Origin of the sequence: Streptomyces sp. NPDC048389 (assembly GCF_040706335.1) — a bacterium.
GTDB lineage: Bacteria > Actinomycetota > Actinomycetes > Streptomycetales > Streptomycetaceae > Streptomyces.
On sequence record NZ_JBEZKP010000022.1, the window covers coordinates 74,048 to 100,165 of the forward strand.

General features: G+C 71.7%; 22 protein-coding genes and 1 tRNA gene. 13 read left to right on the forward strand and 10 right to left on the reverse strand.

Annotated elements, in window-relative coordinates; genetic code table 11:
* Positions 1-466: 466 nt before the first annotated feature.
* From AB0903_RS17625 to AB0903_RS17655, 7 genes are all read left to right on the forward strand, one after another.
* Positions 467-1,777 carry a hypothetical protein gene (locus tag AB0903_RS17625; protein ID WP_366703716.1) on the forward strand — a complete coding sequence of 437 codons (1,311 nt, stop codon included), beginning with the start codon at positions 467-469 and terminating at the stop codon, positions 1,775-1,777.
* Positions 1,778-1,788: 11 nt separating this feature from the next.
* Positions 1,789-2,841, forward strand: coding sequence for a glutamate ABC transporter substrate-binding protein (locus tag AB0903_RS17630; protein ID WP_366703669.1), 1,053 nt, complete (start codon positions 1,789-1,791; stop codon positions 2,839-2,841).
* 56 nt (positions 2,842-2,897) lie between these two features.
* Positions 2,898-4,241: a hypothetical protein gene (locus AB0903_RS17635; protein WP_366703671.1), complete on the forward strand. Its 1,344-nt coding sequence runs from the start codon at positions 2,898-2,900 to the stop codon at positions 4,239-4,241.
* Positions 4,238-6,826 (forward strand): tetratricopeptide repeat protein, encoded by a 2,589-nt coding sequence (locus AB0903_RS17640; protein WP_366703673.1) that lies wholly within the window; start codon positions 4,238-4,240, stop codon positions 6,824-6,826. The genes AB0903_RS17635 and AB0903_RS17640 overlap by 4 nt, the downstream gene beginning before the upstream one ends.
* Before the next feature lie 3 nt (positions 6,827-6,829).
* Positions 6,830-8,467, forward strand: coding sequence for a protein phosphatase 2C domain-containing protein (locus AB0903_RS17645; protein ID WP_366703675.1), 1,638 nt, complete (start codon positions 6,830-6,832; stop codon positions 8,465-8,467).
* 243 nt (positions 8,468-8,710) lie between these two features.
* Positions 8,711-10,069: a VWA domain-containing protein gene (locus tag AB0903_RS17650; RefSeq protein WP_366703677.1), complete on the forward strand. Its 1,359-nt coding sequence runs from the start codon at positions 8,711-8,713 to the stop codon at positions 10,067-10,069.
* A 61-nt stretch (positions 10,070-10,130) separates the two neighbouring features.
* The gene (locus tag AB0903_RS17655; protein ID WP_366703678.1) at positions 10,131-11,414 is read left to right on the forward strand and encodes an FHA domain-containing protein; all 1,284 of its coding nucleotides are present in this window, start codon (positions 10,131-10,133) and stop codon (positions 11,412-11,414) included.
* A 214-nt stretch (positions 11,415-11,628) separates the two neighbouring features.
* Here AB0903_RS17655 and AB0903_RS17660 read toward each other — a convergent pair whose 3' ends face one another.
* A complete protein-coding gene (locus AB0903_RS17660) occupies positions 11,629-12,615 on the reverse strand; it encodes a methyltransferase domain-containing protein (protein ID WP_366703680.1) in 987 nt (328 codons plus the stop codon).
* Positions 12,616-12,722: 107 nt separating this feature from the next.
* Here AB0903_RS17660 and AB0903_RS17665 point away from each other — a divergent pair, with 107 nt between their 5' ends.
* Positions 12,723-13,127 (forward strand): globin, encoded by a 405-nt coding sequence (locus tag AB0903_RS17665; protein WP_366703682.1) that lies wholly within the window; start codon positions 12,723-12,725, stop codon positions 13,125-13,127.
* A gap of 370 nt (positions 13,128-13,497) precedes the next feature.
* On the opposite strand, the gene AB0903_RS17670 is transcribed toward AB0903_RS17665, so the two are convergent.
* The 7 genes from AB0903_RS17670 to AB0903_RS17700 form a co-directional block, all read right to left on the reverse strand.
* The gene (locus tag AB0903_RS17670; RefSeq protein WP_366703718.1) at positions 13,498-14,163 is read right to left on the reverse strand and encodes a hypothetical protein; all 666 of its coding nucleotides are present in this window, start codon (positions 14,161-14,163) and stop codon (positions 13,498-13,500) included.
* Between the two features lie 8 nt (positions 14,164-14,171).
* Positions 14,172-14,636 (reverse strand): thioesterase family protein, encoded by a 465-nt coding sequence (locus AB0903_RS17675; protein ID WP_366703684.1) that lies wholly within the window; start codon positions 14,634-14,636, stop codon positions 14,172-14,174.
* 8 nt (positions 14,637-14,644) lie between these two features.
* Entirely contained in the window at positions 14,645-16,309 is a 1,665-nt protein-coding gene (gene ettA, locus AB0903_RS17680; RefSeq protein ID WP_366703686.1) for an energy-dependent translational throttle protein EttA, read from the reverse strand.
* Positions 16,310-16,542: 233 nt separating this feature from the next.
* Complete coding sequence (locus AB0903_RS17685) at positions 16,543-17,916, reverse strand: LAETG motif-containing sortase-dependent surface protein (RefSeq protein ID WP_366703688.1); 1,374 nt, start codon at positions 17,914-17,916, stop codon at positions 16,543-16,545.
* Positions 17,917-18,229: 313 nt separating this feature from the next.
* Positions 18,230-18,673, reverse strand: coding sequence for a single-stranded DNA-binding protein (locus tag AB0903_RS17690; RefSeq protein ID WP_366703690.1), 444 nt, complete (start codon positions 18,671-18,673; stop codon positions 18,230-18,232).
* A 120-nt stretch (positions 18,674-18,793) separates the two neighbouring features.
* Positions 18,794-20,638: a GTPase gene (locus AB0903_RS17695; protein ID WP_366703692.1), complete on the reverse strand. Its 1,845-nt coding sequence runs from the start codon at positions 20,636-20,638 to the stop codon at positions 18,794-18,796.
* 4 nt (positions 20,639-20,642) lie between these two features.
* Positions 20,643-22,259 (reverse strand): dynamin family protein, encoded by a 1,617-nt coding sequence (locus AB0903_RS17700; protein WP_366703694.1) that lies wholly within the window; start codon positions 22,257-22,259, stop codon positions 20,643-20,645.
* Positions 22,260-22,575: 316 nt separating this feature from the next.
* Between AB0903_RS17700 and AB0903_RS17705 the strand changes: the two genes are divergently transcribed.
* Both AB0903_RS17705 and AB0903_RS17710 read left to right on the forward strand, forming a co-directional pair.
* A tRNA-Arg gene (locus AB0903_RS17705) sits at positions 22,576-22,648 on the forward strand.
* Between the two features lie 188 nt (positions 22,649-22,836).
* Positions 22,837-23,826 carry a tyrosine-type recombinase/integrase gene (locus AB0903_RS17710; protein WP_366703696.1) on the forward strand — a complete coding sequence of 330 codons (990 nt, stop codon included), beginning with the start codon at positions 22,837-22,839 and terminating at the stop codon, positions 23,824-23,826.
* A 31-nt stretch (positions 23,827-23,857) separates the two neighbouring features.
* Here the strand turns inward: AB0903_RS17710 and AB0903_RS17715 are convergent, their stop codons facing one another.
* Entirely contained in the window at positions 23,858-24,049 is a 192-nt protein-coding gene (locus AB0903_RS17715; RefSeq protein WP_366703698.1) for a hypothetical protein, read from the reverse strand.
* A gap of 159 nt (positions 24,050-24,208) precedes the next feature.
* A complete protein-coding gene (locus AB0903_RS17720) occupies positions 24,209-24,616 on the reverse strand; it encodes a hypothetical protein (protein WP_366703700.1) in 408 nt (135 codons plus the stop codon).
* A 295-nt stretch (positions 24,617-24,911) separates the two neighbouring features.
* On the opposite strand from AB0903_RS17720, the gene AB0903_RS17725 reads away from it, so the two are divergent.
* From AB0903_RS17725 to AB0903_RS17735, 3 genes are all read left to right on the forward strand, one after another.
* On the forward strand, positions 24,912-25,256 hold the full coding sequence (locus tag AB0903_RS17725) for a helix-turn-helix transcriptional regulator (RefSeq protein ID WP_366703720.1): 345 nt from the start codon (positions 24,912-24,914) through the stop codon (positions 25,254-25,256).
* Positions 25,138-25,398: a hypothetical protein gene (locus tag AB0903_RS17730; RefSeq protein WP_366703702.1), complete on the forward strand. Its 261-nt coding sequence runs from the start codon at positions 25,138-25,140 to the stop codon at positions 25,396-25,398. The genes AB0903_RS17725 and AB0903_RS17730 overlap by 119 nt, the downstream gene beginning before the upstream one ends.
* Positions 25,399-25,479: 81 nt before the next feature.
* Positions 25,480-25,953 (forward strand): hypothetical protein, encoded by a 474-nt coding sequence (locus tag AB0903_RS17735; protein ID WP_366703704.1) that lies wholly within the window; start codon positions 25,480-25,482, stop codon positions 25,951-25,953.
* The last annotated feature ends 165 nt before the right edge of the window (positions 25,954-26,118 follow it).

Below are 26,118 nucleotides of genomic sequence, written 5' to 3' on the forward strand. Positions count from 1 at the left end.
CCCCTGCGTGCCCTGCCGTCAGGCCGTCGTGAGGCCGGACCGACGTGAGGCCGGACCGACGTGAGATCGGGCTGCCTTACCGTCAGGATGTCGTGGAGCCAGGCGGTCGTGAGGTGGTGGCGGCGGCCGGCGTGGCGTCACCGGTCTGCCGTGACAACGATGTTCCGCGTCCGGCCCCGGGAACCGATCAAGGCCGGGACTCGTATTCATGGTGGGGGCACGGTGGGGAATGTGCGAGGAGGGCGACGGTCGGCGTCCGCGCCGGTAGCAAGATCGGGTCGATTGTGGTGTGAGAGAGTCCCCTGCGGCCATACTTCTGGCCGGGAGCAGTCCCAGGACCCGCCGGGAGCGGGCCGACGTCAGCGACCAAGGGGGAGGTCACGTGACACACCCGCCGCATGTGCGCACAGCGCCTCAGCCGGCTCCGCACCAGGCGCCGCCCGCGCAGCCGTCGGCCCAGCCGCCCCTGGTGCGTGGCGCGTGGGCCGAGGGTCGCCGGAGGCTGCGCGCCGCGGCGACGACGGAGCCGGGGCGGCTGCAGATCATCGGTGCCGTTCTGGCGGTGCTGGTGGTGGCGTTCGGCGCGGTGACGGCGTTCGAGATCTCCGCCCGGGCGGACGCCGCGGACGACGTGGTGAGCCGCAGTCAGCCGCTGAGCGCCGACGCCGCCTCGATCTACCGCTCGCTCGCCGACGCGGACACGGCCGCCTCCAGCGGCTTCCTGGCAGGAATCGAGGAGCCGCGCGAGGTGGCGAAGAGGTATGACGACGACATCGCCCTGGCGTCCAGGCTGCTCGTCAAGGCTGCGGCGAACACCGACGGTTCGAGTGAGTCGGGACAGCAGATAGCCCTGCTGAACGAGGCCCTGCCGCGCTACACGGGGCTGATCGAGACCGCCCGGGCCAACAACCGGCTCGGCCGGCCGCTGGGCGGCGCCTATCTCCGCTTCGCCAACGACCGGATGTCCAGGGAGCTGCTGCCCGCCGCCCAGAAGCTGTACGACGCGGAGACGGCGAGGCTCGAACAGGACGACGAGGACGCCCGGTTCCGGCCCGTCCTGTCCTTGGGGGCCGGCGTCGTGGCGATCGGAGCCCTGGTGTGGGTGCAGCGGCGCAACTACCGGAGCACCAACCGGGTGTTCAGCCCCGGCCTGGTCGCGGCGACGGCGGCGTCCACGGTCCTGCTGCTCTGGCTCGGCGTGGGCCACACGGTCGCCCGCGCCCACCTGAACGACGCCGATCTGCACGGCCAGCAGTCCCTCAAGGTCTTGGGCGACGCCCGGATCAACTCGCTCAAGGCCCGGGCCAACGAGAACCTGACCGTGGTGGCGCGCGGTGCGGTGCTCACCAACGACGGCAAGAGCGACAAGTACGAGACGGACTACGCCACCGGCATGAAGCAGCTCGGCGAGCAGCTGCACCGGGCGGAGCTTCTCGCCGACGACAGCGCGGGCCGCGCGCCTGTGAAGGCCGCGATCTCGGCCGTGGCCGAGTGGCGGGAGCGTCACAAGGACGTCGCACGGACCGACCGGGCCGGCGACTACGACAGTGTGGTCCGCAAGGTCATCGGCGCCGAGGGTTCCACCGGCGCCTCCTTCGACAAGGTCGATGCCGCACTGAAGAAGGCGCTGGCGCACGAACAGCGCGAGTTCACCGAGGCGGCGAAGGACGGTCGCGGGGCATTGTCGGGGCTGCCGGCCGGGGCCCTCGCCCTGGGTGTGCTCGGCGCGGCGGGCGCCGTGCTGGGGATCAACCGCAGGCTTTCGGAGTACCGGTGAGAGGGGGAGCGATGTCGGACACGAAGGCACGTCCGAGCGACCGGCGCGCCCGGCGCGGCCTGCGCACTCCGCGCCGGCTGCGCGGCTGGGGCGGCGTCGCCTCAATGGCCGCCGCCTGTGCGCTGATCGCCGCCGCGACCCTGCTGCCGCTGTCCCGCGGCGGCGCGGAGCTTCTGACGGAGGGCCCCGGCCGGGCCGCCGCCTCCGCCGTCTCCGCCAAGGCGGAAAGCTGCGAGGCCCCTGAGGCGTCCCTCACTCCCTCCAGCGCCGACGGGCCCACCATCGAGGCGATCAAGGAGCGGGGCAAGCTGATCGTCGGCGTCGACCAGAACAGCTACCGCTGGGGCTACCGCAACCCGGTCACCAGGGGCCTCGAGGGCTTCGACATCGATCTCGCCCGCGCCATCGCCAAGGACGTCGTCGGCAGCCCGGACGCCGTCATCTTCCGCGCCATACCCACGAACCAGCGCATCCCGGCCCTCGAGAACGGCACGGTGGACATCGTGGTGCGCACGATGACGATCAGCTGCGGCCGTGTCGAGCAGGTCGCCTTCTCCACGGCGTACTTCCAGGCGGGCCAGCAGGTGCTGGCCCCGAAGAGCTCGACGATCACCGGGTACGACGAGTCGCTCACGGGCAAGCGGATCTGCTCGGCGGAGGGCTCGACCGCGTACGAGGCGCTGGAGAGGAACAGCTTCGGCGCGACGTTCAAGGACGAGCACGACGGCCTGCCGGAGGACGAGGACCTGTACACGGTGCCCAACCAGCTGGACTGCCTGGTCAGGCTCCAGCAGGGCCTGGTGGACGCCATCGTCACCGACAACGCCCTGGCGGCCGGCCAGGCCGCCCAGGACCCGGCGGTGGAGCTCAAGGGCGACAAGCCCTTCACCACCGAGTACTACGGCGTGGCCACCAAGCTGGGCAACGACGACCTGGTGCGCCGGATCAACCAGGTCCTGGTCGACTACCGCAAGAGCGCCTGGAAGAAGGCGTACGACGATTGGCTCGCGGCCGACCTGCCGGGCATAACGGGCCCACCGCAGCCCAAGTACCGGGCGGACTAGGCGGGCAGACATCCATGGGCACGACGCAGGCGACGAGAAGAACGGAGAGGTGATCAATGGGCGTCGCGGGACCCTTCCCCGGCTCGGCGGGGAGACCGCACGGACCGGTGATGGACCGGGACGAGGTGGACCGTGCGCTGGCACGCCTCGGCGCGGAGCACGAGGCGGTGGAGACTTCGCTGCTGGCGCTCCAGGACCACGCGGGCCGCAGGCTGCTCGAGGGCGCCGAGCTGACCGGTGTGACCAAGGACCGCTGGGCCGCCGCCGACCAGCAGATCTCCCTGCTCTGGTTCTACTTCGACGCCTACAGCGCCGCGTTGAACGACATCCGTGAGCTCCGTGCCCGCAGGCGCTGGTCCAGCCGGGAGGATCTGGCCGAGCTGACCGAGCGGCTGCGCGGCCGCAGTGTCACCGTGGCCGGCCCGGCCGCCGGCACCGGGCAGCAGATCGACGGACCGGCCAGACTGGCGGAGGAGTTCACCCTCGAGGAACTCGTCAGCCGGATGAACGATCTCTACGCGTCGTCCCTGGACATGGTGGTGGCCGCCGACGCCGTGTGGTCGGCGCTTCCCGCCCGTATCGACCTGCTCTCCGCCGAACTGCGGCGCACCCTTTCGCTCGCGCACTCCGTGGGCGTGCGGCCCGGGGAACACCCCTCCGGCGACGAACTGGAGTCCATCACCCACGAGCTGACCACACTGCGGGCACAGGTGGTGTCGGATCCGCTTGCCTTCTGGCGGCCGGGCCCCGGGAGTGCCGCGCCCGGGGGCGGGCGGCCGGACACGGTCCGCTACGACCGGGCGGCACGCGCCCTGGAGGACGTGCGCCGCGAGATCGAGGCGGTGCTCCAGGTCCGGCAGGACTCGGAGGAGCGGCTGATGCGGCTGCGCGACCTGCTCTCCCGCGCCGACCGGACCCTGACGGAGGCTCGCGCGGCACGCGGGGAGGTCCTCGCCAAGATCGCCGCGTCGGAGGTGCCCGCGGTCAGCGGCCCGCCGACCGCGCTGCAGGAGCGTCTCGCCATGGCCGCCGAGTACCGCAGGCACGCGCAGTGGCACCGGCTCTCACCGCTGCTCGAGTCACTGGAGCAGGAGGCGGAGGACGAACTGCGGCGCGCCCGGGAGTCGTTGACGGCCGTCACCGCACCCCTGGCGGTCCGCGCCGAGCTGCGCGGCCGTCTGGACGCCTACAAGGCCAAGGTCGCACGCCACGGCATGGCGGAGGACCCCTTCCTCATCGAGCGGTACGACGCGGCGCGCCGGATGCTGTGGAGCGCGCCGTGCGATCTGCGCGCCGCGGAGCAGGCCGTCCTGCGCTATCAGCACGCCACGGCGGAAGTCCTGGTGCCGCGGCAGGCCGCACAGGAGTCGGGGCCCACCGACCGCAGAGAGGGTTCATGAGCGAGATCAGAGAGTGCCGGCGCCCCGGCTGTGAAGGCTCGTACGAGGACATGGGCGGCGGCGAGCTGTACTGCGGCATCTGCGGCCTCGCCCCCGCGGTCTCGTCGCCCACCGGCATGGTCACCTCACCACCGACCGGCATCGCCGGCGGCGGCCGCGATCCCTCCTCCGCGCGCAGCGGTTCGCGCTCTTCCCGCACGTCCGCACGTTCGTCGTCGTCGCGCCGGTCGGTTTCGGGCCGGCTGTCGCGTTCGCTGACCGGGAGCAGCACCTCGGCCCCTTCGGTCTCGGTCCGCAGCTCCGGCTCGTCGACGGCCTCCTCGACGCGCAACCGGCTGGGTGCCGGGCTGGTGACCGTGCCGGACGTGCCGCGGCCCGACCCTCGTTCCGCCGTCATGGCCAGCCCCGAGGTGCCCGAGCGCAAACGGTTCTGTTCACGTTCGGACTGCGGAGCTCCCGTGGGCCGGGCGCGCGGCGACCGGCCCGGACGCACGGAGGGTTTCTGCACCAAGTGCGGCCACCCCTACTCGTTCGTGCCCAAGCTGAGCGGCGGCGACGTCGTGCACGGCCAGTACGAGGTGGTCGGCTGCCTGGCCCACGGCGGTCTGGGCTGGGTGTATCTGGCCGTGGACCGGGCGGTCTCCGACCGGTGGGTGGTGCTGAAGGGCCTGCTGGACACGGGCGATCAGGACGCGATGGAGGCCGCGATCTCCGAGCGGCGCTTCCTCGCGGAGATCGAGCACTCCAACATCGTCCGCATCTACAACTTCGTCGAGCATCTCGACCAGCGCACCGGCTCTCTCGACGGCTACATCGTCATGGAGTACGTGGGCGGCAAGTCGCTCAAGGACCTCGCCAACGAGCGGCGTGGCCCGGACGGGCGCCGTGACCCGCTTCCGGTCGAGCAGGCGTGCGCGTACGGCATCGAGGCGCTGGAGGCCCTCGGGCATCTGCACAGCAGAAACCTCCTGTACTGCGACTTCAAGGTCGACAACGCCATCCAGCAGCAGGACCGGCTCAAGCTGATCGACATGGGCGCGGTCCGCAGGATGGACGACGACGAATCCGCCATCTACGGCACGGTGGGCTACCAGGCCCCGGAGGTCGCGGACGCCGGCCCTTCCGTGGCCTCCGATCTCTACACGGTGGCGCGGACCCTCGCCGTGCTGACGTTCGACTTCCAGGGCTACACGAACGTGTTCGTCGACTGTCTGCCGGACCCCGAGAACATCGAGGTCCTGCGGACGTACGAGTCGTTCTACCGGTTTCTGGTACGGGCCACCGACCCGGACCCGGGACGGCGGTTCGCCTCCGCGCAGGAGATGGCCGAGCAGCTGACGGGGGTGCTGAGGGAGGTCGTCGCCCTGCAGACGGGCCGCCCGCGCCCGGCCGTGTCGACGCTGTTCGGCCCGGAGCTGCGGGTGACGGACACGGAGCTGTTCGCCGACCACGCGGAGGACGTCTCGCGGCTCGGTACGCGGTCCGCCACGGCGCGCGGCGGGCGCCCCGCTCCCGGCGCGGCCGCTGCCGCCCCGCAGGCAGCCGCGCAGCCGCCGGCCGCCGGAACGTACGCGGCGGTTCCCGCGCCCCGTGCGGCCGAGGCCCTCGCACCGGACGCACCGCCGGAGGGCCCGGCCCCCGACCCGTACCTTGCCCGGCTCGACGTGCGGGCGCACGCGCTGGCGCTGCCTCTGCCCCGCGTCGACCCGAGCGACCCGAACGCGGGCCTCCTCGCCGGGCTGACGTCCGCGGCACCCGCCGAGTTGATCGCCGCGCTGCACACGGCGGCCGCGAGCTCCCCCGAGATCCGGCTGCGCGAACTGCGTGCCCGCCTGGAGACGGGCGACCTACTGGCGGCGACGACGGCGCTGGCCACCCTGGAGACCCGGCAGCCGGACGACTGGCGGGTCGTCTGGTACCGGGGCGTCATTTCTTTGGTGACCGGCGACCACGCGGCGGCGGCCGTGTCCTTCGACGCGGTCTACGACGCGTTCCCCGGCGAGCCGGCGCCCAAGCTGGCCCTGGGCCTGTGCGCGGAGGTGCTCGGCCAGCTGGACAACGCGGCGGACTACTACCGCCTGGTGTGGACGACCGACCCGAGCCATGTGAGCGCGGCGTTCGGACTCGCCCGGGTCCAGCTCGCGGCGGGCGACCGCACCGGAGCCGTACGGACACTGGAGTCGGTGCCGGAGGCGTCGATCCACTACACGGCGGCGCGAGTGGCGGCCGTACGGGCGAGGCTGCGGCGACGCCCCGCCCACGAACCGCTGTTGGAGGACCTGTCGGCGGCTGCCGCGCAGGTCGCCGCCCTCGACGAGCTCGGGCTCGACCCGGTGCGGCGCGAGCAGTTGTCCACAGAGGTACTCGGCATCGCGCTGGACTGGGTACTCTCCGGAAGTCCCGGAAGCGGGCCGTCCGTTCCGCACGCACCGAGCGCACTGCTCGGGAGCGCACTGGACGAACGCGGTCTGCGCTTCGGGCTGGAACGCTCCTTCCGGGCGCTCGCCCGGCTCGCCCAGCGCGGCGAGGAGCGGATAGAGCTGGTGGAGCGGGCCAACCGCTACCGCCCTCGGACGTGGGTGTGATTGATGGCGCAACAGCACCAGCCGGCCGGCGGGTCGACCTGTCCCGGCTGCGACGAACCTCTGGAGCCCGGCGACCGGTTCTGCGGGGCGTGCGGGTACGACCTGTCGGCCGTGCCCGCCGTGGCGCAGGACCGCCCGACCGTGGCCATCGGTACCCCGGTCGACTGGCCCGCGGCCACCGGCACCGACACGACGGGCACGCCGACCCCGACGCAACGTGCCGCCGACGTTCCCGGCACCGACTCCGACGGCGGCGAACTGCCTCCGTCGACCGGGCCTGCCGCCGTCGGCCCGGCCGATCCCTCCGCGCACGGTCACGCGATTCATGCCGCTGACGCCGGTCACTCGGATCACGCCGGTCACTCGGGTCACGAGCGCGCCCGCCCCGACGGGAGCGCCGGGCCGGGCCCGGGGCACATCGCGGCTGCCGCGGGCCCTGCGGGCCACGGCGAGCACGAGCGTGCCGGTGAGGGCGCGGCCGCGGACGACGGATCCGCCGCCCCCGACGGCCCCGGCGGGGGCCGCCCGCCCACCCCGGTCGTGCGGTTCGACAACCCGCCCTCCGGTGACTTCGAGCTCGCCGCTCCGTCCCCGGCTTCCTCTCCCGCTCCCGATACCGCACCCACCGTCGATCCCGCTCCCGCCCCCTCGCCCACCGCCGATCCGCGAGCGGCGGGCGCGCCGGGGTTCGCCGCCGCACCGCCCGTGGCCAAGCTCTGCGTGGCCTGCCGCTCCGGCCGTGTCGACACCGACGGCTACTGCGAGCACTGCGGCCACGCCCAGCCCCGCGAACGCGACCACATGGAGCAGGAGATCGGCCCCGTCGCCGCGGTCAGCGACCGGGGCCTGCGACACCACCGCAACGAGGACTCGTTCGCCGTCTCGTCGACCGACCTTCCCGACGGCTCCCCGGCCGTCGTCGCCGTGGTCTGCGACGGAGTGTCGTCGGCCACCCGCCCCGACGAGGCGTCGGCCGCCGCGGCGAGCGCAGCCAACGAACGGCTGCTGGCGGCGCTGCCCCGGGGCACACACCCGCAGCAGGCCATGCACGAGGCGATCGTGGCCGCCGCGGAAGCGGTCAACGCGCTGGCGGAGGAGCCGGAGCACGGCCCCGGCGACGACCCCCACCGGCATCAGAACGCGCCCGCCTGCACCATCGTCGGCGCGGTGGCGGCCGGCGAACTGCTGATCGTCGGCTGGGTCGGCGACAGCCGCGCCTACTGGGTCCCCGACGACCGTTCCGGGCCGCCGGCGCGGCTGACCGAGGACGACTCGTGGGCGGCGCAGATGGTCGCGGCCGGCCTGATGAACGAAGCGGAGGCGTACGCGGACGAGCGGGCCCACGCGATCACGGGCTGGCTCGGCGCCGACGCGTACGAACTCGAGCCGCACACGGCCGCGTTCAAGCCGGACCGCTCCGGCGTGGTCGTGGTCTGCACGGACGGGCTGTGGAACTACGCGGAGGCGGCGGAGGAGATGGCCCGGGCCATCCCCGCGGACGCGTCACAACGGCCGCTGCACAGCGCGCAGATGCTGGTGGGCCATGCCCTCGACGGCGGCGGCCACGACAACGTAACAGTGGCGGTACTGCCGTTCGCCGTACCGCGGCAAGGGGCAGGATCGGCCTACGGCACGGCTTGACCCGGCCTCGGGTCCGGCCGGGTCGCCCGGTCAGAGCCGGCCACCCGGCCGGCTCACCGCCGCGACCGCTCCGCCCGCCACCGCCCGTCACCGTCGACCACCGCCCACCGCCGCCCGTCACCGCACGCCATCAGTCACCGCCCACCGCTGCCCGTCACCGTCGACCGCCGCACGCCGGCCCTGCCCACCCTGCCGGCGCAGGCGTTTCCCGTTGCCCGGGCGGAGTCACAAGGAGCCCATCGGATGGCCGTTTTCTCCAAGTCCCAGGTGCCGCGGTTCTCGGTCGAGGTGTACCAGAACGAATACCTCCCGGAGGGCGGCCGCGAGGTCAACGCGATCGTCACGGTCACCTCGACCGGCGGCGGCACCGCCGGCGGGGTGCCACTGCGGGAGGGGTCGGCGCCCGCCGCCACCGTGGCGGACGGGGAGCCGACGGCCGGTGTGGTGATCATGGTCGACTGCTCGGGCTCGATGGACTACCCGCCGGAGAAGCTCCGCAACGCGCGGAAGGCGACGGCCGCGGCGGTCGACACCCTGCGGGACGGTGTCGCCTTCGCGGTGGTCGCCGGCACCCACAAAGCACTCGAGGTGTATCCGGGCGGGGGACGGCTCGCCGTCGCGGACCCGGCCACCCGGGCCCGGGCCAAGCAAGCGCTGCGGACGCTGACGGCCGGCGGTGGCACGGCGATCGGCACCTGGCTGCGCCTGGCCGGCCGGCTGCTGTCCTCCGGCCACCTGGCGATCCGGCACGGCATCCTGCTCACCGACGGGCGCAACGAGCACGAGCCGCCCGAGGAGCTGCGCGCCGCCCTCGACGCGTGCGCGGGCCGTTTCACCTGTGACGCCCGCGGGGTCGGCACCGACTGGGAGGTGAAAGAAGTCACAGGCATCGCCTCCGCGCTTCTCGGCACGGCGGACATCGTCGCCGACCCCGGCGGCCTGTCCGCTGACTTCACGCGGATGATGGAGGACGCGATGGGCAAGGAGGTCGCGGACGTCGCGCTTCGGCTGTGGACACCGGTCGGCGTCGAGATCGCCTTCGTCAAGCAGGTCGCGCCGACCGTCGAGGACCTCACCGGGCGGCGCACGGAGGCGGGCCCGCGCGCAGTCGACCATCCGACCGGCTCCTGGGGCGACGAGTCCCGGGACTACCACATATGCGTACGTGTGCCGCAGGCCGGAATCGGTCAGGAGATGCTCGCGGCAAGGGTCTCTTTGGTCATACCGGCCGCGGACGGCGGCGCTCCGGACGTTCTTTCACAGGGGCTCGTACGGGCGGTGTGGACTGACGACGCGGCCGCCTCGACCGCGATCAATCCGCAGGTTGCGCACTACACGGGACAGGCGGAGCTGGCGCAGGTGATCCAGCAGGGCCTCGAGGCACGGAAGTCGGGCGATTTCGGCGGGGCGACCGCGAAACTGGGCCGCGCGGTCCAGCTGGCGGCGCGTTCCGGTAACGAGGACACTGCGAAACTGCTTTCGAAGGTGGTGGACGTCGTCGATGCGGCGACGGGTACTGTGCGACTGAAGGCGAAGGTCGCGGACGCGGACGAGATGACTCTCGAAACGCGCTCCACGAAGACCGTTCGCGTCAAGAAGTAACCACGCACGAACACGTAGTGAGCGGCCCTCGGGCCGGATGAGGAGAGGGGGAAGCGCCGACATGCCGACCTGCCCGAACGGACACCAGTCGGGTTCCGACGACTGGTGCGAGGTCTGCGGCCACCGCATGGCTCCTGCCGGCGCTCCCTCGGGGGCCGTACCGCCGCCTCCGCCGCCCGGCTACGGCTATCCCGGCCCGGCCGATCCGAATGCCACGGCCCAGGCGGAGCTCTGCCCGCAGTGCCGCACCCCGCGCGAGGCCATGGCCCCGTTCTGCGAGGAGTGCCGGTACAACTTCCTCACGCACACGGCGACGTCGTACACGCCCGTGGCGCCGCCCCAGCCGCAGGGCGGGCTCAACCTCCCGCCCGGGTTCCAGTCGCAGCCGGGGCCGCCCGCTCCACCGGCACAGCAGGGCCCTCCTCCACCGCCGCAGCCTCAGCAGCGTGATCCGTTCGAGTACCAGGGCTCGCGGCCCTCACAGACGAACCGGCCCGCGGAGCCGCTGAGCCGGGAGCAGCCCGGCGACCACCGTCACCAGCAGCCCGGGGCCTTCCAGCCGCAGGGCGGTCCGCCGCCTCCGCCGCCACCGTTCCAGCAGCAGTCCGGAACTCCGGCACCACCCGCCTTCCAGCAGCCGGCGCCGCCCGCGCCGCCGCAGCCCCAGCAGACCGGCGGCGACGACTGGATGCTGCCCCCGCCCTCCCGTGCCCAGTCGCCTTCGTCCCCGCCCCCGCCGAGACCGCAGGGCCAGGGACCGCAGGGCCAGGGACCGCAGGGCCAGGGTCATCAGCAGCCGCAGGGGTACCAGGGGCCGCAGGGTCATCAGGGTCCGCCGCCGTTCCCGCAGCAGTCGGTGCCCGGCCGGCACCAGCAGGGCCCGGGCATGCAGGACACGTACCCCGGTCAGCCGCAGAGCCCCCGGCCCGACGCCGCGCCGGCGGGCTGGACGGCCGTGGTCGGGCCGGACCGCGCGTACTTCATGGCGATGATGCAGCGCAGCGGCCCCGAGGCGAGCGGGCTCAACCTGCCCGCGTACTCCCCGGAGCAGCATCTGCAGCTGACCGGGGGGCAGGTCACCATCGGGCGCCGCCGTCAGTCGACGGGCGAGTCGCCGGACATCGACCTGTCCGTGCCGCCGGAGGACCCGGGTGTCTCGCACCAGCACGCGGTGCTGGTGCAGCAGCCGGACGGATCGTGGGCCGTCGTCGACCAGAACTCGACCAACGGCACCACCCTCAACGGCGCCGAGGAGCCGATCCAGCCGTACGTCCCCGTCCCGTTGAACGACGGCGATCGGGTGCACGTCGGCGCCTGGACGACGATCACCGTCCGCCGCGGCTGACGTCCAACCGCGGCGGCGGCGATCCTGCTGCCGACAGCCATGGATACGCGGCGCGCGCCGTGAGCGTTCAGACGCGTCCAGGAACGGTCAGCGGCGTCCAGCCGCCATCAGACGTGTCCAGGCGCGGTGAAACGCGTTCAGGCGCCGATGACGCCGTCCGGATGCCCCAATGACGCGTGCGGCGTGTGCGGACTGTGCGGAGACCGGAGCCCGTTCAGGCGCCTGTCGGTCCGAGCGGCCAGACGTAGGGCCCCTCGGGATCGTCCAGCCACGCCCACTGCCGCCGGCCGCTCACCGTGACCCCGAAGCGCTCGCGCTCGGGGCGGTGTTCCCGTTCCCACAGGGCGAGCGCCTCGCGTGGGTCGAGCGCCCCCGCGCTCAGGCTCAGGAGGAAGCGGAAGAGATCGTTGTCGGTCACGCCCCTGGGCAGGCCACCGGTTCGCACCTCTGCGGGCACGGTACCGCCGCGCAGCGGTACGAAGTACGCCGACGTGGGCAGGAAACGCCCCTCGGCAGTGCGGCCGCCCGAGCCGTGGCGCACCCGCAGGACGATGATCCCGGTGGACAGCGGCGTGACGATGCGGGCGCCGTCGTTGCACTGGGCGGGCCAGGCGGACGGCACCGACGCCAGGGCGCACGTCGCGATGACGCGGTCGAAGGGGGCGCGCTCGGGGCAGCCGCGCGCGCCGTCGCCGGTGACCACGGCGGGATGGTGGCCGGCGGCCGCCAGGTGCACACGGGCGGACTCGGTGATGTCCGGGTCCAGGTCTACGGTCGTGACCGCCGCGTCGCCGAGCCGGTGCGCGAGCAGCGCCGCGTTGTAGCCGGTTCCGGCGCCGATCTCGAGGACGCGGTCTCCGTCGGCGACCTCGAGCGCGTCGAGCATCAGGGCCATCAGGGACGGCTGGCTGCTGGAGGACACAAGATCTCCGTCGCGCAGCCGCGTGGCCAGCGGCTCGTCCGTGTACGCGCCGCGCAGCCACCTGGCACGGCGCCCGGGGTCGGGGTCCTCGCACCACAGGCGCTCATAGGTCCCGGCCCGGGCGGTGAAGTAGTAGGGCACGAACAGATGCCGGGGCACCTCCTCGAACGCCGCCCGCCAGGCCGGATCGGTCAGCCCTCCCCCTGCCGCGATCTCGCGCACCATCGACCGCCTCGCCTCGGCGGCAGGCTCGGCGAAGCGGTCCACTACCTGGCCCATATGTCCACCTTCCTGCGCGGTGGCCCCGGAAGCGAACCACCATGCCGCACGGGCGGGAAGTCCTAGGCCCTCGGTCCTCGGCCGACGGGTCTGAGAGCATGGGGTGCGTGAATGAGATTCCGCGCGGGACGCTTCAGGAGCAGACCTTCTACGAGCAGGTCGGCGGCGAGGAGACCTTCCGGCGCCTCGTCCACCGCTTCTACGAGGGCGTCGCGGAGGATCCGCTGTTGCGGCCGATGTACCCGGAGGAGGACCTGGGGCCGGCCGAGGAGCGGCTCACGCTCTTTCTGATGCAGTACTGGGGCGGGCCGCGTACCTACAGCGACCGCCGCGGGCACCCTCGGCTCCGGATGCGTCACGTTCCCTTCACCGTCGACCGTGCCGCCCACGACGCCTGGCTGCGGCACATGCGTACGGCGCTGGACGAGTTGGAGCTCGCAGAGGAGCACGAGCGACAGCTGTGGGACTACCTCACGTATGCGGCGGCCTCGATGGTGAACACGCCGGACTGACTGCCCGTCCTTCCCGCCCGCCCTCTCAACCCGTCGGCGCGTCCTGTCCGCCCGGCACCCGACCCCCGGGCGGGCGCGGGACGCCGACCGGGCGGCACCGGGGGGCGGGACCGTCCGGCGGGAGCGACGGGCCCGCCCGGGGCACGGGGACGTCAATGGGACGCGCAGGGGCGTGCCCGGGGCGTAAGGCGTCGTAAGTCCTGGGCAAGGCGCGTACGGGAAGGCAGTACCGGACATGCCCCCGGAGCGGCACCCGTACGCGACCGGCGGCGACCGGGCCATGCCCGAAGTCACGGCACCCGGACGCCACATGGCACGACCGGGCCGCGCCCGCAGGCGTAACCCGGACCGGGCCACGTGCGACGGCGCGTCAGCCGTGCCTGGGGCTGACGGGAAGCGAGCCCAGCGGCCCGCCCGTACGGACCGCGACCGACCCGAAAGGCGTACGCAGTCTCAGCCACGCCCCCGTCGTCAGCAGCTCCACCGGCATCCCGGGCCTCAGGAATCCGAGCGACTGCGCCGCGTGCACGGCACGCAACGGCAGGCCCGTCGCGCCGACCGTGCGCGACCAGATCTCACGTCCGATTTGGTCCCGCTCCGCACGGGTGCGCCGCTCCGCGGGAAGCGCCTCGTCCCGCTCACGGAACTCGGCGACGGCCGCCGCGACCGCGCCCCGCATCGCGGACACGTCCGGCAGCCCGGGCAGTTCTTGCCAGCCGCCGCGCGGCGGGAGAACGCCCGCCCACGGCGGGCCGGTGACCGCCCCCGGCACAACGAACTCCTCGCCGCCCAGCGACTCCAGCAGTTCACCCGCGGAGACGGTGACGTCCAGGTGGGCCGGCTCCACGAGCCGCGCCGTGCGGACGGCAAGGACCTCGAAGGACGGGGGACGCCCGAACACCGCGAGCGCCGCCCCCTGGGCCTGCAGCCTGACCGCGGCGGCGCGGTCGTAGTGGATCAGCCGGGCGAGGAAGGCGGAAAGGTCCTCCGCCTCCCTCGCGTCGGCGAGCCGCAGACTCCGCACCGGTACGGACATGGGCGTGCTCATGCGACGAGGGCGTCCTCGGCGGCCTTGCCCGCGTCGTCGAGGTACATCTCGAGGAAGGACTTCTCCTCGGCGGTGATCCGCCGGGGCCGCTGTGCCTCGAGGTCGAACGGCACGACCACGGTCGAGGCCCGCACGTACACCTGCGGGGGATCCGTCTTCGCGGGATCGTCCGCTTCCTTGACCTCGTACGCGATGGTCAGGGACGCGGCGTTGATCTTCGTCACCCACGACTCGATGATCACCGGCTCGTGCCGGTGGACCAGCGGCCGCACGTAGTCGATCTCGTGCCGCGCGACCACGGAGCCGCCGGAGAACGACGGCGAGCCGTCCCCCGGTGCCAGCCGGAACATGAAGTCGATCCGCGCCTCTTCCAGGTAACGCAGGAAGACCACGTTGTTGACGTGCCCGAAGGCGTCCATGTCCGACCAGCGGAGCGGGCAGTGGTAGATGTGACGGGCCATGCGCGGCATCAGCCCCGGGTGAGCTTCTTGTAGGTGGCGCGGTGCGGGCGGGCCGCGTCCGGGCCGAGACGGTCGACCTTGTTCTTCTCGTACGACTCGAAGTTGCCCTCGAACCAGTACCACTTGGAGTCGCCCTCGTACGCCAGGATGTGCGTGGCGACCCGGTCGAGGAACCAGCGGTCGTGGGAGATGACCACGGCCGCGCCGGGGAACTCGAGCAGTGCGTTCTCGAGCGAGGACAGCGTCTCGACGTCGAGGTCGTTGGTGGGCTCGTCGAGGAGCAGCAGGTTGCCGCCCTCCTTGAGCGTCAGCGCGAGGTTGAGGCGGTTGCGCTCACCACCGGAGAGGACACCGGCCGGCTTCTGCTGGTCCGGGCCCTTGAAGCCGAACGCGGAGACGTACGCCCGGGACGGCATCTCGACCTGGCCGACGTTGATGTAGTCCAGCTCGTCCGACACGACGGCCCAGAGCGTCTTCTTGGGGTCGATGTTGGCGCGGCTCTGGTCGACGTAGGAGATCTTGACCGTGTCACCGATCTTGATCTTGCCGGAGTCCGGCTCCTCCAGGCCCTGGATCATCTTGAACAGCGTGGTCTTGCCCGCGCCGTTGGGGCCGATGATGCCGACGATGCCGTTGCGCGGCAACGTGAACGACAGGTCGTCGACGAGGACCTTGTCGCCGAACGCCTTGCTCAGGTTCTCGACCTCGACGACGACCGAACCCAGCCGCGGACCCGGCGGGATCTGGATCTCCTCGAAGTCCAGCTTCCGCATCTTGTCCGCCTCGGCGGCCATCTCCTCGTACCGGGCGAGACGCGCCTTCGACTTGGACTGGCGGCCCTTGGCGTTGGAGCGGACCCACTCCAGCTCTTCCTTGAGCCGCTTGGCGCGCTTCTCGTCCTTGCGGCCCTCGACCTTGAGGCGGGTGGCCTTCTTGTCGAGGTACGTGGAGTAGTTGCCCTCGTAGGGGAGTGCGCGGCCGCGGTCCAGCTCGAGGATCCACTCGGCGACGTTGTTCAGGAAGTACCGGTCGTGAGTGACGGCGACGACGGCGCCCGCGTACTTCGACAGGTGCTGCTCCAGCCAGTTCACCGACTCGGCGTCGAGGTGGTTGGTGGGCTCGTCGAGGAGGAGCAGGTCGGGGGCCTCGATCAGCAGCTTGCAGAGCGCGACGCGGCGCTTCTCGCCACCGGAGAGGTTGACGACCGGCCAGTCGCCGGGCGGGCAGCCCAGGGCGTCCATGGCCTGCTCGAGCTGGGCGTCGAGGTCCCAGGCGTTTGCGTGGTCCAGGTCCTCCTGGAGCTTGCCCATCTCTTCCAAGAGCGCGTCCGAGTAGTCGGTCGCCATGAGCTCCGCGACCTCGTTGAAGCGCTTGAGCTTGCCCATGATCTCGGCGGCGCCGTCCTGGACGTTCTCCAGCACGGTCTTCGACTCGTCCAGCTTCGGCTCCTGCATGAGGATGCCGACGCTGTAGCCGGGCGAAAGGAACGCATCGCCGTTGGAGGGCTGCTCCAGTCCGGCCATGATCTTCAGCACGGTGGACTTACCGGCGCCGTTGGGGCCGACCACACCGATCTTCGCACCGGGCAGGAAGCTCAGCGTCACGTCATCGAGGATGACCTTGTCGCCGTGCGCCTTGCGCGTCTTGCGCATCGTGTAGATGTACTCAGCCAAGAGAAACCGTCCGGCAGGAAGTGGGTGGGCAGATACACCCATCTTGCCGTACCACGCCCCCGGGACGGAAACCGCGCCCGCGTCCCGCCGGAACCCGCACCCCGGCACAGGCCGGCGGCGGCCGCGCGACCGCCGCGACCTTGGGGCCGGGCACGGCGGAGGGCCCGGCCGCAGGGTGTCTTCCTCGTGCCGGGCCCTCTTCTCAGCCAGTTGTCACAGTGCGCAGCACTGCGTCACACGCCGGTCGCCCTCTTCTTGCGGAGGAAGAAGATCGCGCCGCCGCCGGCCAGGACCAGAGCGATCGCGATGCCCGCGATCATCGGGGTGGCGCTGGAGCCACCCGTCGCGGCGAGGTCGCCCTCGACGCCGGCGGAGCTGCCGCCCGCCGAGGCGGGGCTGGGCTCGGAGGACGGGGAGGACGGCGTCTCGGTGCCCGGCTCCGGCGGGGCGCTCGCGGTCTTGCAGTCGAGCACGCCCTTGAAGTGCTTCTCGAAGCCACCCGGACCGGTGATCGTGAAGTCGTACGCCTGGTCCTCGGCGACCGGCACCGTCACCGTACGGGATTCCCCGGCCGGAATCGTGTGCTCGATGCCTGCCAGCGAGAAGCTGAACGGCTCGTCACCCTTGTTGCTCGCCGTGACGTCGACACCGCCCTCGACGCAGTTCTTCTCGACCGAGACCGCGGGGATCGCACCCTGCTTCGCCCAGGTCGCCGTGGCGGTCGCGGAGACCGTGGACTCGCTGGACCCGGCCAGGATCTGCGTCTGGCTCTTGGAGGCGCTGGCGAAGGCCCGGCCGACGGGCACCGACATGCTCGCCTTGACGCCCAGGGTCGCCGTCCCGTCGGCGGCACCCTCGGGCACGTCGAAGTACAGCTTGCTGCCGTCGACGGCAGAGGTGACCGGCTTCCCGGCCTCGTCCGTGATCTTGATGCCGCTGGCTGCGGCGTCGACCGGCGGGGTCACCGTGGCCTGGCCGGCGTCGGTACGGACCGTCACCGGGCCGAGTCGCCCGCCCGGCTTGCCGGAGACCGCGTTCGGCTCGAGGGTCAGCGAAGCCTCGGGCTCGGCCAGGTCCTTCGCAGACTCCTCCAGCCAGTCGGCGAGCTGCTCCGCCTGCGGGTCGACCGCCGTGACCTCCGCGCCGTCCGAGAAGCGCCAGATGGCGACCTGGGTGCCCACTGCGGCGCTCTTCTCGTTGAGCTCGGCATCCTTGATGCCGGCGCTCTTGGCCAGCGCCGCGAAGTCGTTCACCTGGGGGAAGGAGTGCTGCAGAATCCAGCGGATCTTGCCCGCCTGGTCGTTACTGCCCAGGGACGTCTGGTCCCACGGCGTCTCCAGGTACTTGGCCTGGTCCTGGGTGGGGTTGTGGATGTCGATGCAGTAGGTCTGCAGCTGCCCCCCGTCTTCGACGGTCATCGAGAAGAGCCCCGCGACGATCTTCTTGTCCTTGCCGTCGATGCGCAGCACCGCTTCGCCGGACGCCTCCTTCTGCAGGCCGTCGAGCGTGGCGACCGCGCCGCCCTGGTGCTGAATGGCGTCGTCGGCGGCCGCCGCACCGGCTCCGGCGATGGCGCCGGCGCCCAGCAGACCGGACGCGGCCGCCACTGCGGCAAGACGACGAACAGCGCGCCGCCTGCGTACGGCAGACGCGGAAAACACAGCAGTCACAGCAGAATTCCCCTCCGGGCGAGACCCTTCGCATGCGAGGCGTGGGGGAGTGTCTCGCCAACAGACTCAAGTGCCCCGTGAGTACCAGGGGATCCTATGGAAGGCACGCGGCCCGCTGCCCGGTCGTGCCATCAGATAACCATTCCGACTCGAAATCGTTATCGCCACAGGCCAGTTCACCCCCCAATCGCCGCTTTCACCCCCCGGTCCCGGCGTGCGGCACAATCGCCTCGGTTTACCTGACTTTCCCTCAGTGGACAGCGCCGACGGGCTCCTTACGGGCCTCGGTCCCACCGCCTTCCTCCGACGGACTCCGCTCCGACGGTTCCGGCCGGCTTCTGGCCACCCGGCGGAAGGCCGAGGTCCCGCGGGTCAGATCGTGGCCCACCGCCAGCGCGTCGATGTCGACGAACGTCCTCCGCCTGCCGTCCGCTTCCTCCTCGCGGACCTTCAGCCGCCCGTGCACGAGGAGCGGTTCTCCCACCGAGACGGAACCGGTGAGATTCTGCGCGAGCGACCGCCAGGCGAAGACCGTGTAGAAGCTCGTCGGCCCGTCCGTCCAGTGGCCGCTGCGGCGGTCCCACCGCCGCGACGGCACCGCGAACCGGAATCGGGCCATACCTCCCGTGGCCGTTTCCCGGTACTCCACATTCGTGGCGACATTCCCCACCACCGTCACCATGGTGTCGTTCATGACGGTCACCTCCCCGTCCGGGTTCGTGTTCCCGATCGCTGTCGACCGGTCTCCATGCTGGACCGGACGGAAGAATCCCGCCGACGCCTGTGGAAGAGTCCGCCGCTGTGGACAACTCCGTCACCCGATACGGGTACGCGCCCTTCCCGGTACGGCCCCCGGGCCGGGTTTCGCCGAACCGGAGACCGCCGCGTACTGCTCCCGCACCTCCCGGTACCGCATCAGCTCCGCCGCGACCGGATCGAGCACCTTCGCCCGCCCGCACCCGGCGGCGGCCTCGTGCAGGCGCCTTTGGGCGTCCTGCCCGTACCGCTGTGCGGGCCCCTTCGTCGCCGCCGCGCACGCCCACTCCACCAGCGGCCCGCCCACGATTCCTCCGAGCATCACCAGCACCGGCGGAATGAGCCCCGGCTCCAGCACGCCGACGATCTGGCCCACCAGCCACAGGCCGCCGAAGATCTGCAGCAGCGTCATCGACGCCTGCGCGAGTACCGCGGCAGGCCACCACGCGGGCCGCAGCGGCCGCCCCCTGGTCTCGGCGGCCTCACGCGCCGCCAGTTCGTCCAACGCCTCCGCAAGCCCGTCGGCCCCCCGCGCGGCCGCTTCCCGTACCGCCTGCGCCCATGGCGCGGGCAGGCCGCGAGCGGCCTCCTCTGCAACGGTGCGGACCGCCTGCTCGACCCGCTGGCGGGCGGTCGGTTCCTCCTCCGTGGGCGCCGGAGGCTCCGCCGACGCGGCCCCCGGCATGCGCTTGCGCTCGTACCAGCGCCACAGCCGCAACCACGGAGTGCCGCACGCCCGGCCCGCGTTCCTGCGCCATTCGCGCTCCGCCGCCTCACCGGCCGCCGTCGCGCCGATGGCCTCCGCGAGGCGGGCCGAGAAGTCCTCGCGGGCCCGCTCGTCCAGACCGGTCCGCCCGTCGGCTACGTACACGGGCCGCAGCTTCGCCGCCGCAGCGTCGACGTCGGCGGACAGCCTGCGCGCCGCGGCGCTCCGCGCCCGCACGAAAACGCCGACCATCTCACGCAGTTCGCCCACCCCCTCCCCGGTGAGCGCCGACACCGCCAGCACCGTGGCCCCCGGATCGCCGTGCTCCCCCAGCGCCATGCCGTCCTCGTCGAGGAGCCGCCGCAGGTCGTCGAGGACCTGGTCGGCGGCCTCTCCGGGCAGCCGGTCGATCTGGTTGAGCACGACGAACGTGATCTCGGCGTGTCCGGCGAGCGGTCGCAGATAGCGTTCGTGCAGGGCCGCGTCGGCGTACTTCTCCGGGTCGACGACCCAGATCACCGCGTCGACCAGCTCCAATACCCGGTCCACCTGCTCCCGGTGCCGTACGACGGCCGAATCGTGGTCCGGCAGGTCGACCAGCACGAGGCCGTGCAGCTGTTCGTCGCCGTCTCCGCCAGCGAGCGGCTTGCGCCGCAGCCGGCCGGGGATGGCGAGCCGGTCGAGCAGCCCCGCCGCCCCCTCCGACCAGGTGCAGGCGATCGGCGCGGACGTAGTCGGCCTGCGCAGCCCGGTCTCGGCGATGCGCACCCCGGCAAGCGCGTTGAACAGCGTCGACTTGCCGCTCCCCGTCGCCCCGGCGATGGCGACGACGGTGTGGCGGGACGAGAGCCGCTGCCGCGCCGCGGCCTCGTCGAGCACGCGCCCGGCCTCCGCGAGGGTCTTGCCGTCGAGTCGGGTCTGCGACAGGCCCAGCAGCTCGCGCAGGGCGTTGAGCCGGTCGCGCAGCGGGCCGCCGTAGGTCCCGCCGATGGGCAGGTGGTCGTCGCCGGCCTGGTGGCTCCCGTCGAGCCCCCCGCCGGCCCCCTCCGCCGCCGCGCCCGCTCCCCCGCCGGCCTCCTCCTCCGTCGCCGCGCCCGCTCCCCCGCCGGCCTCCGGCGGCTCGCCGGCCCGGCGGGCGATCAGACCGTCGTCCCAGCGGTCACCGGTCTCGTTCTGGCCGTCGGTGATGGCGGTCACCCGGTCACCTCTCCTTCTGCAGTAGGGACAGCGCGGCGATCAGCTCGGCCTGCTGTTCCGGGCTCACCTCAAGCCCGTCGAGGGGGGCGAGGCGCCGCTCCCGCTCGCTGTTCAGTACGTCGTCGATGTACGTCGTCGCCAGCTCGCTGCCCTTGTCGCGCAGCCGCAGCGCGCTCTGGGCACCGATCCGCTCGGCGAGCCGCTCGCCCGCGCCGCGCGCCCGCCGTCCGCCCAGGAGCGAGGCCGCGAGCAGGGCGGCCACCGTTTCCGGGTCGGGAGCGGCGTTGCGTTCCATGCCCCGCACCTCTTCCTCCGCGAGCTCCTCCAGGACCCGCCGCCAGCGCCGTACGGCCATACCGATCCGCTCCCCCACCTCCGCGTCGCGCCTGCGGTTCGGCATGACGGCGGCGGCAGCGGGCTCACGCCGCCAGGCGTTCTCGACCTGCTCGTCGGCGGCGGCGACGGCGCACTGCAGCAGAGCGGACAGGCCGGCGACGAGGGAGTCCAGCAGCTCGCCGGCCGAACTGTCGCGCGGGTAGCCGCGCCAGCGCGTCCGCGCGTCACCGGCCAGCACGGCGCCGGCGCGCAACTGCCGCCCCACCCGCTCGCGCTCCGCCTCGTACGCCTCCTCCACCGCGCCCGTGAGCCGTACGGCCGCCGCGTACTGGGCGGCGACGGCGGCGGCGAGCTCCGGCATCCGCACATTGAGTGAATCGATCACACCACCGGCCGTACGCCCCATGGCCTGCTGACGCGCCGCCGGGTCCTGCGCGCGGTGCGCGAGCCAGGAGAACAGGCCCGCGACGGCCGTGTTCGGCAGCAGTCCGTGCACGCCGCCGGCCGACTCGGGCAGCTCGGGGATGGTGAACCGCGGCACCTCACCGAGCCCGGCCTTCGTCAGCAGCGCCGCGTACTGCCGCGACACCTCCTCGATCACCTGGTGCGGCACTCGGTCGAGCACGGTGACCAGCGTGGCGTTGTACTCCTTCGCCGTACGCAGCAGATGCCACGGCACGGCGTCGGCGTAACGGGAGGCCGTCGTCACCATCACCCACACGTCGGCGGCGCAGATCAACTCCCCCGCCAGCAGCCGGTTCTCCACGACGAGGGAGTCGATGTCCGGCGCGTCGAGCAGCGCCAGTCCGCGCGGCAGGGAGGACGCCGTCTCGATCCGCAGCGCCTTCTTCTCGTCGGGGGCGGCCCCGCCGCCCGTCCTGCGCGGCGGATGGTCCTCCTCCGCCTCCTCCTGGGGCGGCAGCCAGACGCGGGTGAGCTGGGGCAGCACCCGCATTCCCGCGAACCAGTGGTGGTCGTCGGGATGGCACACCAGCACCGGCGTGCGGGTCGTGGGCCGCAGCACCCCGGCCTCGCTGACCCGCCGCCCCACAAGGGAGTTGACGAGCGTGGACTTCCCGGCCCCGGTGGATCCGCCGATGACGGCGAGCAGAGGGGCTTCGGGTTCTTTGAGGCGGGGCACGAGATAGTCGTCGAGCTGAGCGAGCAGTTCGGTCCGCGTCTGCCGCGCCCTCGGCGCTCCCGCGAGGGGAAGCGGCAGACGCACGGCGGCGACACGGTCGCGCAGGGCGGAAAGTGCGTCGATGAGCTGAGGCCGTGCATCCATGGTCACCACAAGCGAAGAATGCCCAATTTTGGAGGCTTTTTGAAGCGTATGGGGATCTCTGCGCGCCGATCCTGCGGACGGGACACACGGGACGAGTGGGGCGCAGGCATAACGAGTGCACAACACCCGTGGCGCGAGACGTCAAAAGCGATGCGTGAATCGCACCTGCCTGCGATTATCGGGTTCGCTTCACCGAACCTCCACATCGTGCCACGCAGGTGAAGCAACCGGGCCAAGGGGATCGGAGCCCTATCCTTGTGTCCGGCAAGGTCACGGACCACCCGAGTGGGGCTCCAGGCCACCGGCCGCCACACCGGCCCCCGTAGCTCAGTGGATAGAGCAGGCGCCTTCTAAGCGCTTGGCCGCAGGTTCGAGTCCTGCCGGGGGCGCACACCCCAGTTGACCAGCGGCAACGCTGGTCTTCTTTCTTTCCAGCGCTAGGTACAGAGGCTTTTGGCCAAGCGCCTAGACCCCTTCCCGTTTCGCGCGTACGGTTCGAGAACACCCCCGGGAACCCGAGCCCGGCAACCCGGAGCAGCAGCCATTCGCGTACCCGAACGCGAACCAGGGAGGGATCATGTCCGACGTCGCCACCGGCTTCCTCGAGCCCGAGGACCTGCCACCGCGCTACGACCTCCACCCCGAAGTGGCCTCATGGATCCGCGCATTGCGATCCCAGAACCTCTCCGAGAACACCCAGCGGATCTACCGCCGCGCCGGCGACTCGTTCGCCGCCTACCTCCTGGACGAGAAGGCCGGCTACCAGCCCGCCTCCGAGGGGGGCCATCCCGCACCGACCTCGCTGGAGGAGGTGCACCGCGAGCACGTCCAGGCGTACATCGCGGACCTCATCAAGCGGACCAGTGCCGGCAACGCGCACCAGCACTTCCGGTCGCTGAAGACGTTCTTCAACTGGCTCGTCAACGAGGAGGAGCTGACCCGCTCCCCGATGCGGACGATGAAGCCGCCGGAGGTCGGCGAGGTGGTGGTGCCGGTCATTCCGGACGACGCACTGAAGAAACTTCTGGCGATCTGCAAGGGGACCTCGTTCAAGCAGCGCCGGGACACGGCGATCATCATGCTGTTCCTCGACACCGGGGTCCGTCTGTCCGAGCTGACCGAGCGCAGCGTCGGGCATCTCGACCTGGACCTGATGGTCTTCTACGTCCTGGGCAAGGGCGGGCGGGAGCGGGCGGTCCCGTTCGGCCGGACGACGTCGGTCGCTGTGGACCGCTACCTCCGCGCGCTGGGGAAGCACCGGAAGAAGACGCTAGAGAAGGACGACGCGCTGTGGTGGAGCGTGAAGCGCGGCAGCAGGATGACGATCTGGGGGGTGGGCACGATGATCGAAAACCGGTGCAAGGAGGCCGGCATCCCGCACATCCACCCGCACCAGTTCCGGCACACGTTCGCTCACCTGTGGAAGCTGAACGGCGGCAACGAGGACGACCTGATGCGGATCACCGGGTGGAAGTCACGGCAGATGCTGTCGCGGTACGCGGCCTCGTCGGGTGCCGAGCGGGCGCGGCTGGCCCATAAGACCTTGAGCCCTGGGGACCGGCTGTAGACGGACGGCCGGCCCCCACGGGCTGCGGGTGCTACGTGGCGGCGCGGTGGACGACGTTCATCGCGCCGTCGAGGCGTGGGAGCTGCAGGCGCAGCAGGTCCAACGCTGCGGCCTCTGTGGTTCGTGCGGGGTCGAACGCCATCCGGACTCGTCGGGCGAAGACCTTGTAGACCATCACCACCCCGTCGTCGAGGGACCGCTCCTCGACGCACACCTCAGCCATGCGACCCCCAATCCCGCGACGTACGATTCCAGGCATTACGGATCCGCACACGCGTTCGAACTCTGCGAGGTCACATCACTCTAAGCCTTCACGCGAGTTCCACATAGCGATCAGACGAGAACTCTGCGTGCACCGTTGCAGCGCACAATATTGGACCCTTCAATCACTCAAATGGTTGCCCTGGGTCCCGCCGGATTCCTCTTCGTCCCAATCGGCAATCACCGCACGGGACTTGGCCGTACCTGCGGCTTCAGTTCCCGGCCCCCGCAGCAACGTGCCACCGTCGACGTAGGCGGCAACTAGGCCGGTGAACTCGTAGGCGGCTGCGGCCTGCACGCGCTCCAGCGGCTGGCGAAGGCCGGCCGCGATCGCCCGGACCAATTCCGGATTGACCTTCACACCCTTCTGGCGGGCGACCTTCCACAGCACATTGGGGCTCGGCCTGTACCCCTCCTTCGGGTCCACAGCGCGCTCCGAGAGCTGCGCGAAGGTGACACCTTCGTGATCGACTACCGAGGCCACGAGGCTGGCGAGAGTCTCGGGTCGAATCTCTGGTCCAGTGGTCATCGCATGCTCCCCAGATGCGCGGCCGATGGAGGGTGTGTCGGCTTCACCCTAGTGAGGGCCACCTAACCGCCTTACCATTGTCCACACCCCCATACGCGTATGGGTACCTGGCCTGCTCAAAGAGTCCGAAAAGAAGCCGTCGCGTTGACGCTTCGGGGCGCATCTGCACGGAGTGTGGACACATGAGCAACGCTATGCTTAGCTATCCCCATCCCCGAACAGGGATGACAGGAGGAACCCACACGTGGGCGACAGCAGGTATCGCATCAATGACGGTCAGCTGCTCCAGCGGCTGATGAAGCACCCCGGGTCGGCCGGGGTCAGTCACTCGGTGCGGAGCCTCGCCGAGGCCACCGGCCTCTCCAGCACCAAGATCCAACGCCTCATCAACGAGGAGCGCCCGACCGTCGAGAGCGACGAAGCCAACCGCATCGCGGAGGCCGTAGACGTCCGACGGCGAGCACTTTTCACGCCAATCTCATCCCTGTTCGGGGATGGTGATGATCGAAGGAGGGACCCCCATGGACCCCGAGGTCCGCACGATGCGCGCCCGTCTCGGCGCTCACGCCAGCTGGGCGAACACGATCGACCCGGCGAGCCGGACGGCGAAGGCGCGAGCCGCGGCGAACGGCCGCTTTGAGAAGCAGGCGCGCGAGCTCCACCCCGGCGCAACGGACGAGCAGATCGCCCGCGTCGCCGAGCACCTGCGCAAGAAGCACTTCGCCGAGATGGGCCTCAAGTCGGCGAAGGCCCGCGCGAAGAACAGGCCGGCCGCGGCCTGACAAAGGAGCGGGGCCGTCCGGACCCGGCACGGTCCGCGACAGCCCCTACGGCACACCTCACCAACAGAAATGAGGATCACCGTGAGCACTGAGAGTACCGAACCTAGCCGGACGAGCACCTTGCAGGCCGCCGCGCTGGACGCCATGTCCAAGGGCGCGGAGCGTATCCGGCAGGTCCTGCCGCAGCTCCTCGCGCAGGCCGACACCCTGCCCGGACTGATCGACGTACGCCTTGAGACGAACCACCCGTCCTGGAACGCGCCGTACGTCCGCCTGCAGCCGGCCACCGTGACCGACGCCGAGGTCTGGGCCGCGCACTTCGGCGTCGTCCTCACAACCGAGGACGGCCGCACCTCCTGGACCGACGAGTTCGAGCGCCACGTCTCCGCCGACTTCGAGCGGGACGGCGTCCACATCCGCATCGGCGCCTGCCAGTTCTACACCGCCAGCCAGTGGGCCGAGCTCCACGCCACGACCGGGCAGCCCCTCCCCGCCGAGGCCGAGGCGCCGGCAGTGTCGACGCTCGCCCAGGCGCATGCCGGTGGTGACCGGTGATGACGACGATCGGTATCCCGCCCCGCACGCCCGAGCAGTGGGACGTGCCCGCCTCCCGCCTCTCCGCGGACATGGCCGCCCTGGTGGAGCGGCAGCGCGAGCTCCACGCCGCCGAGCTCGAGCAGCAGTGCGCCGAGCTGCGCGCCCACGCCCGCCGGCACCTCG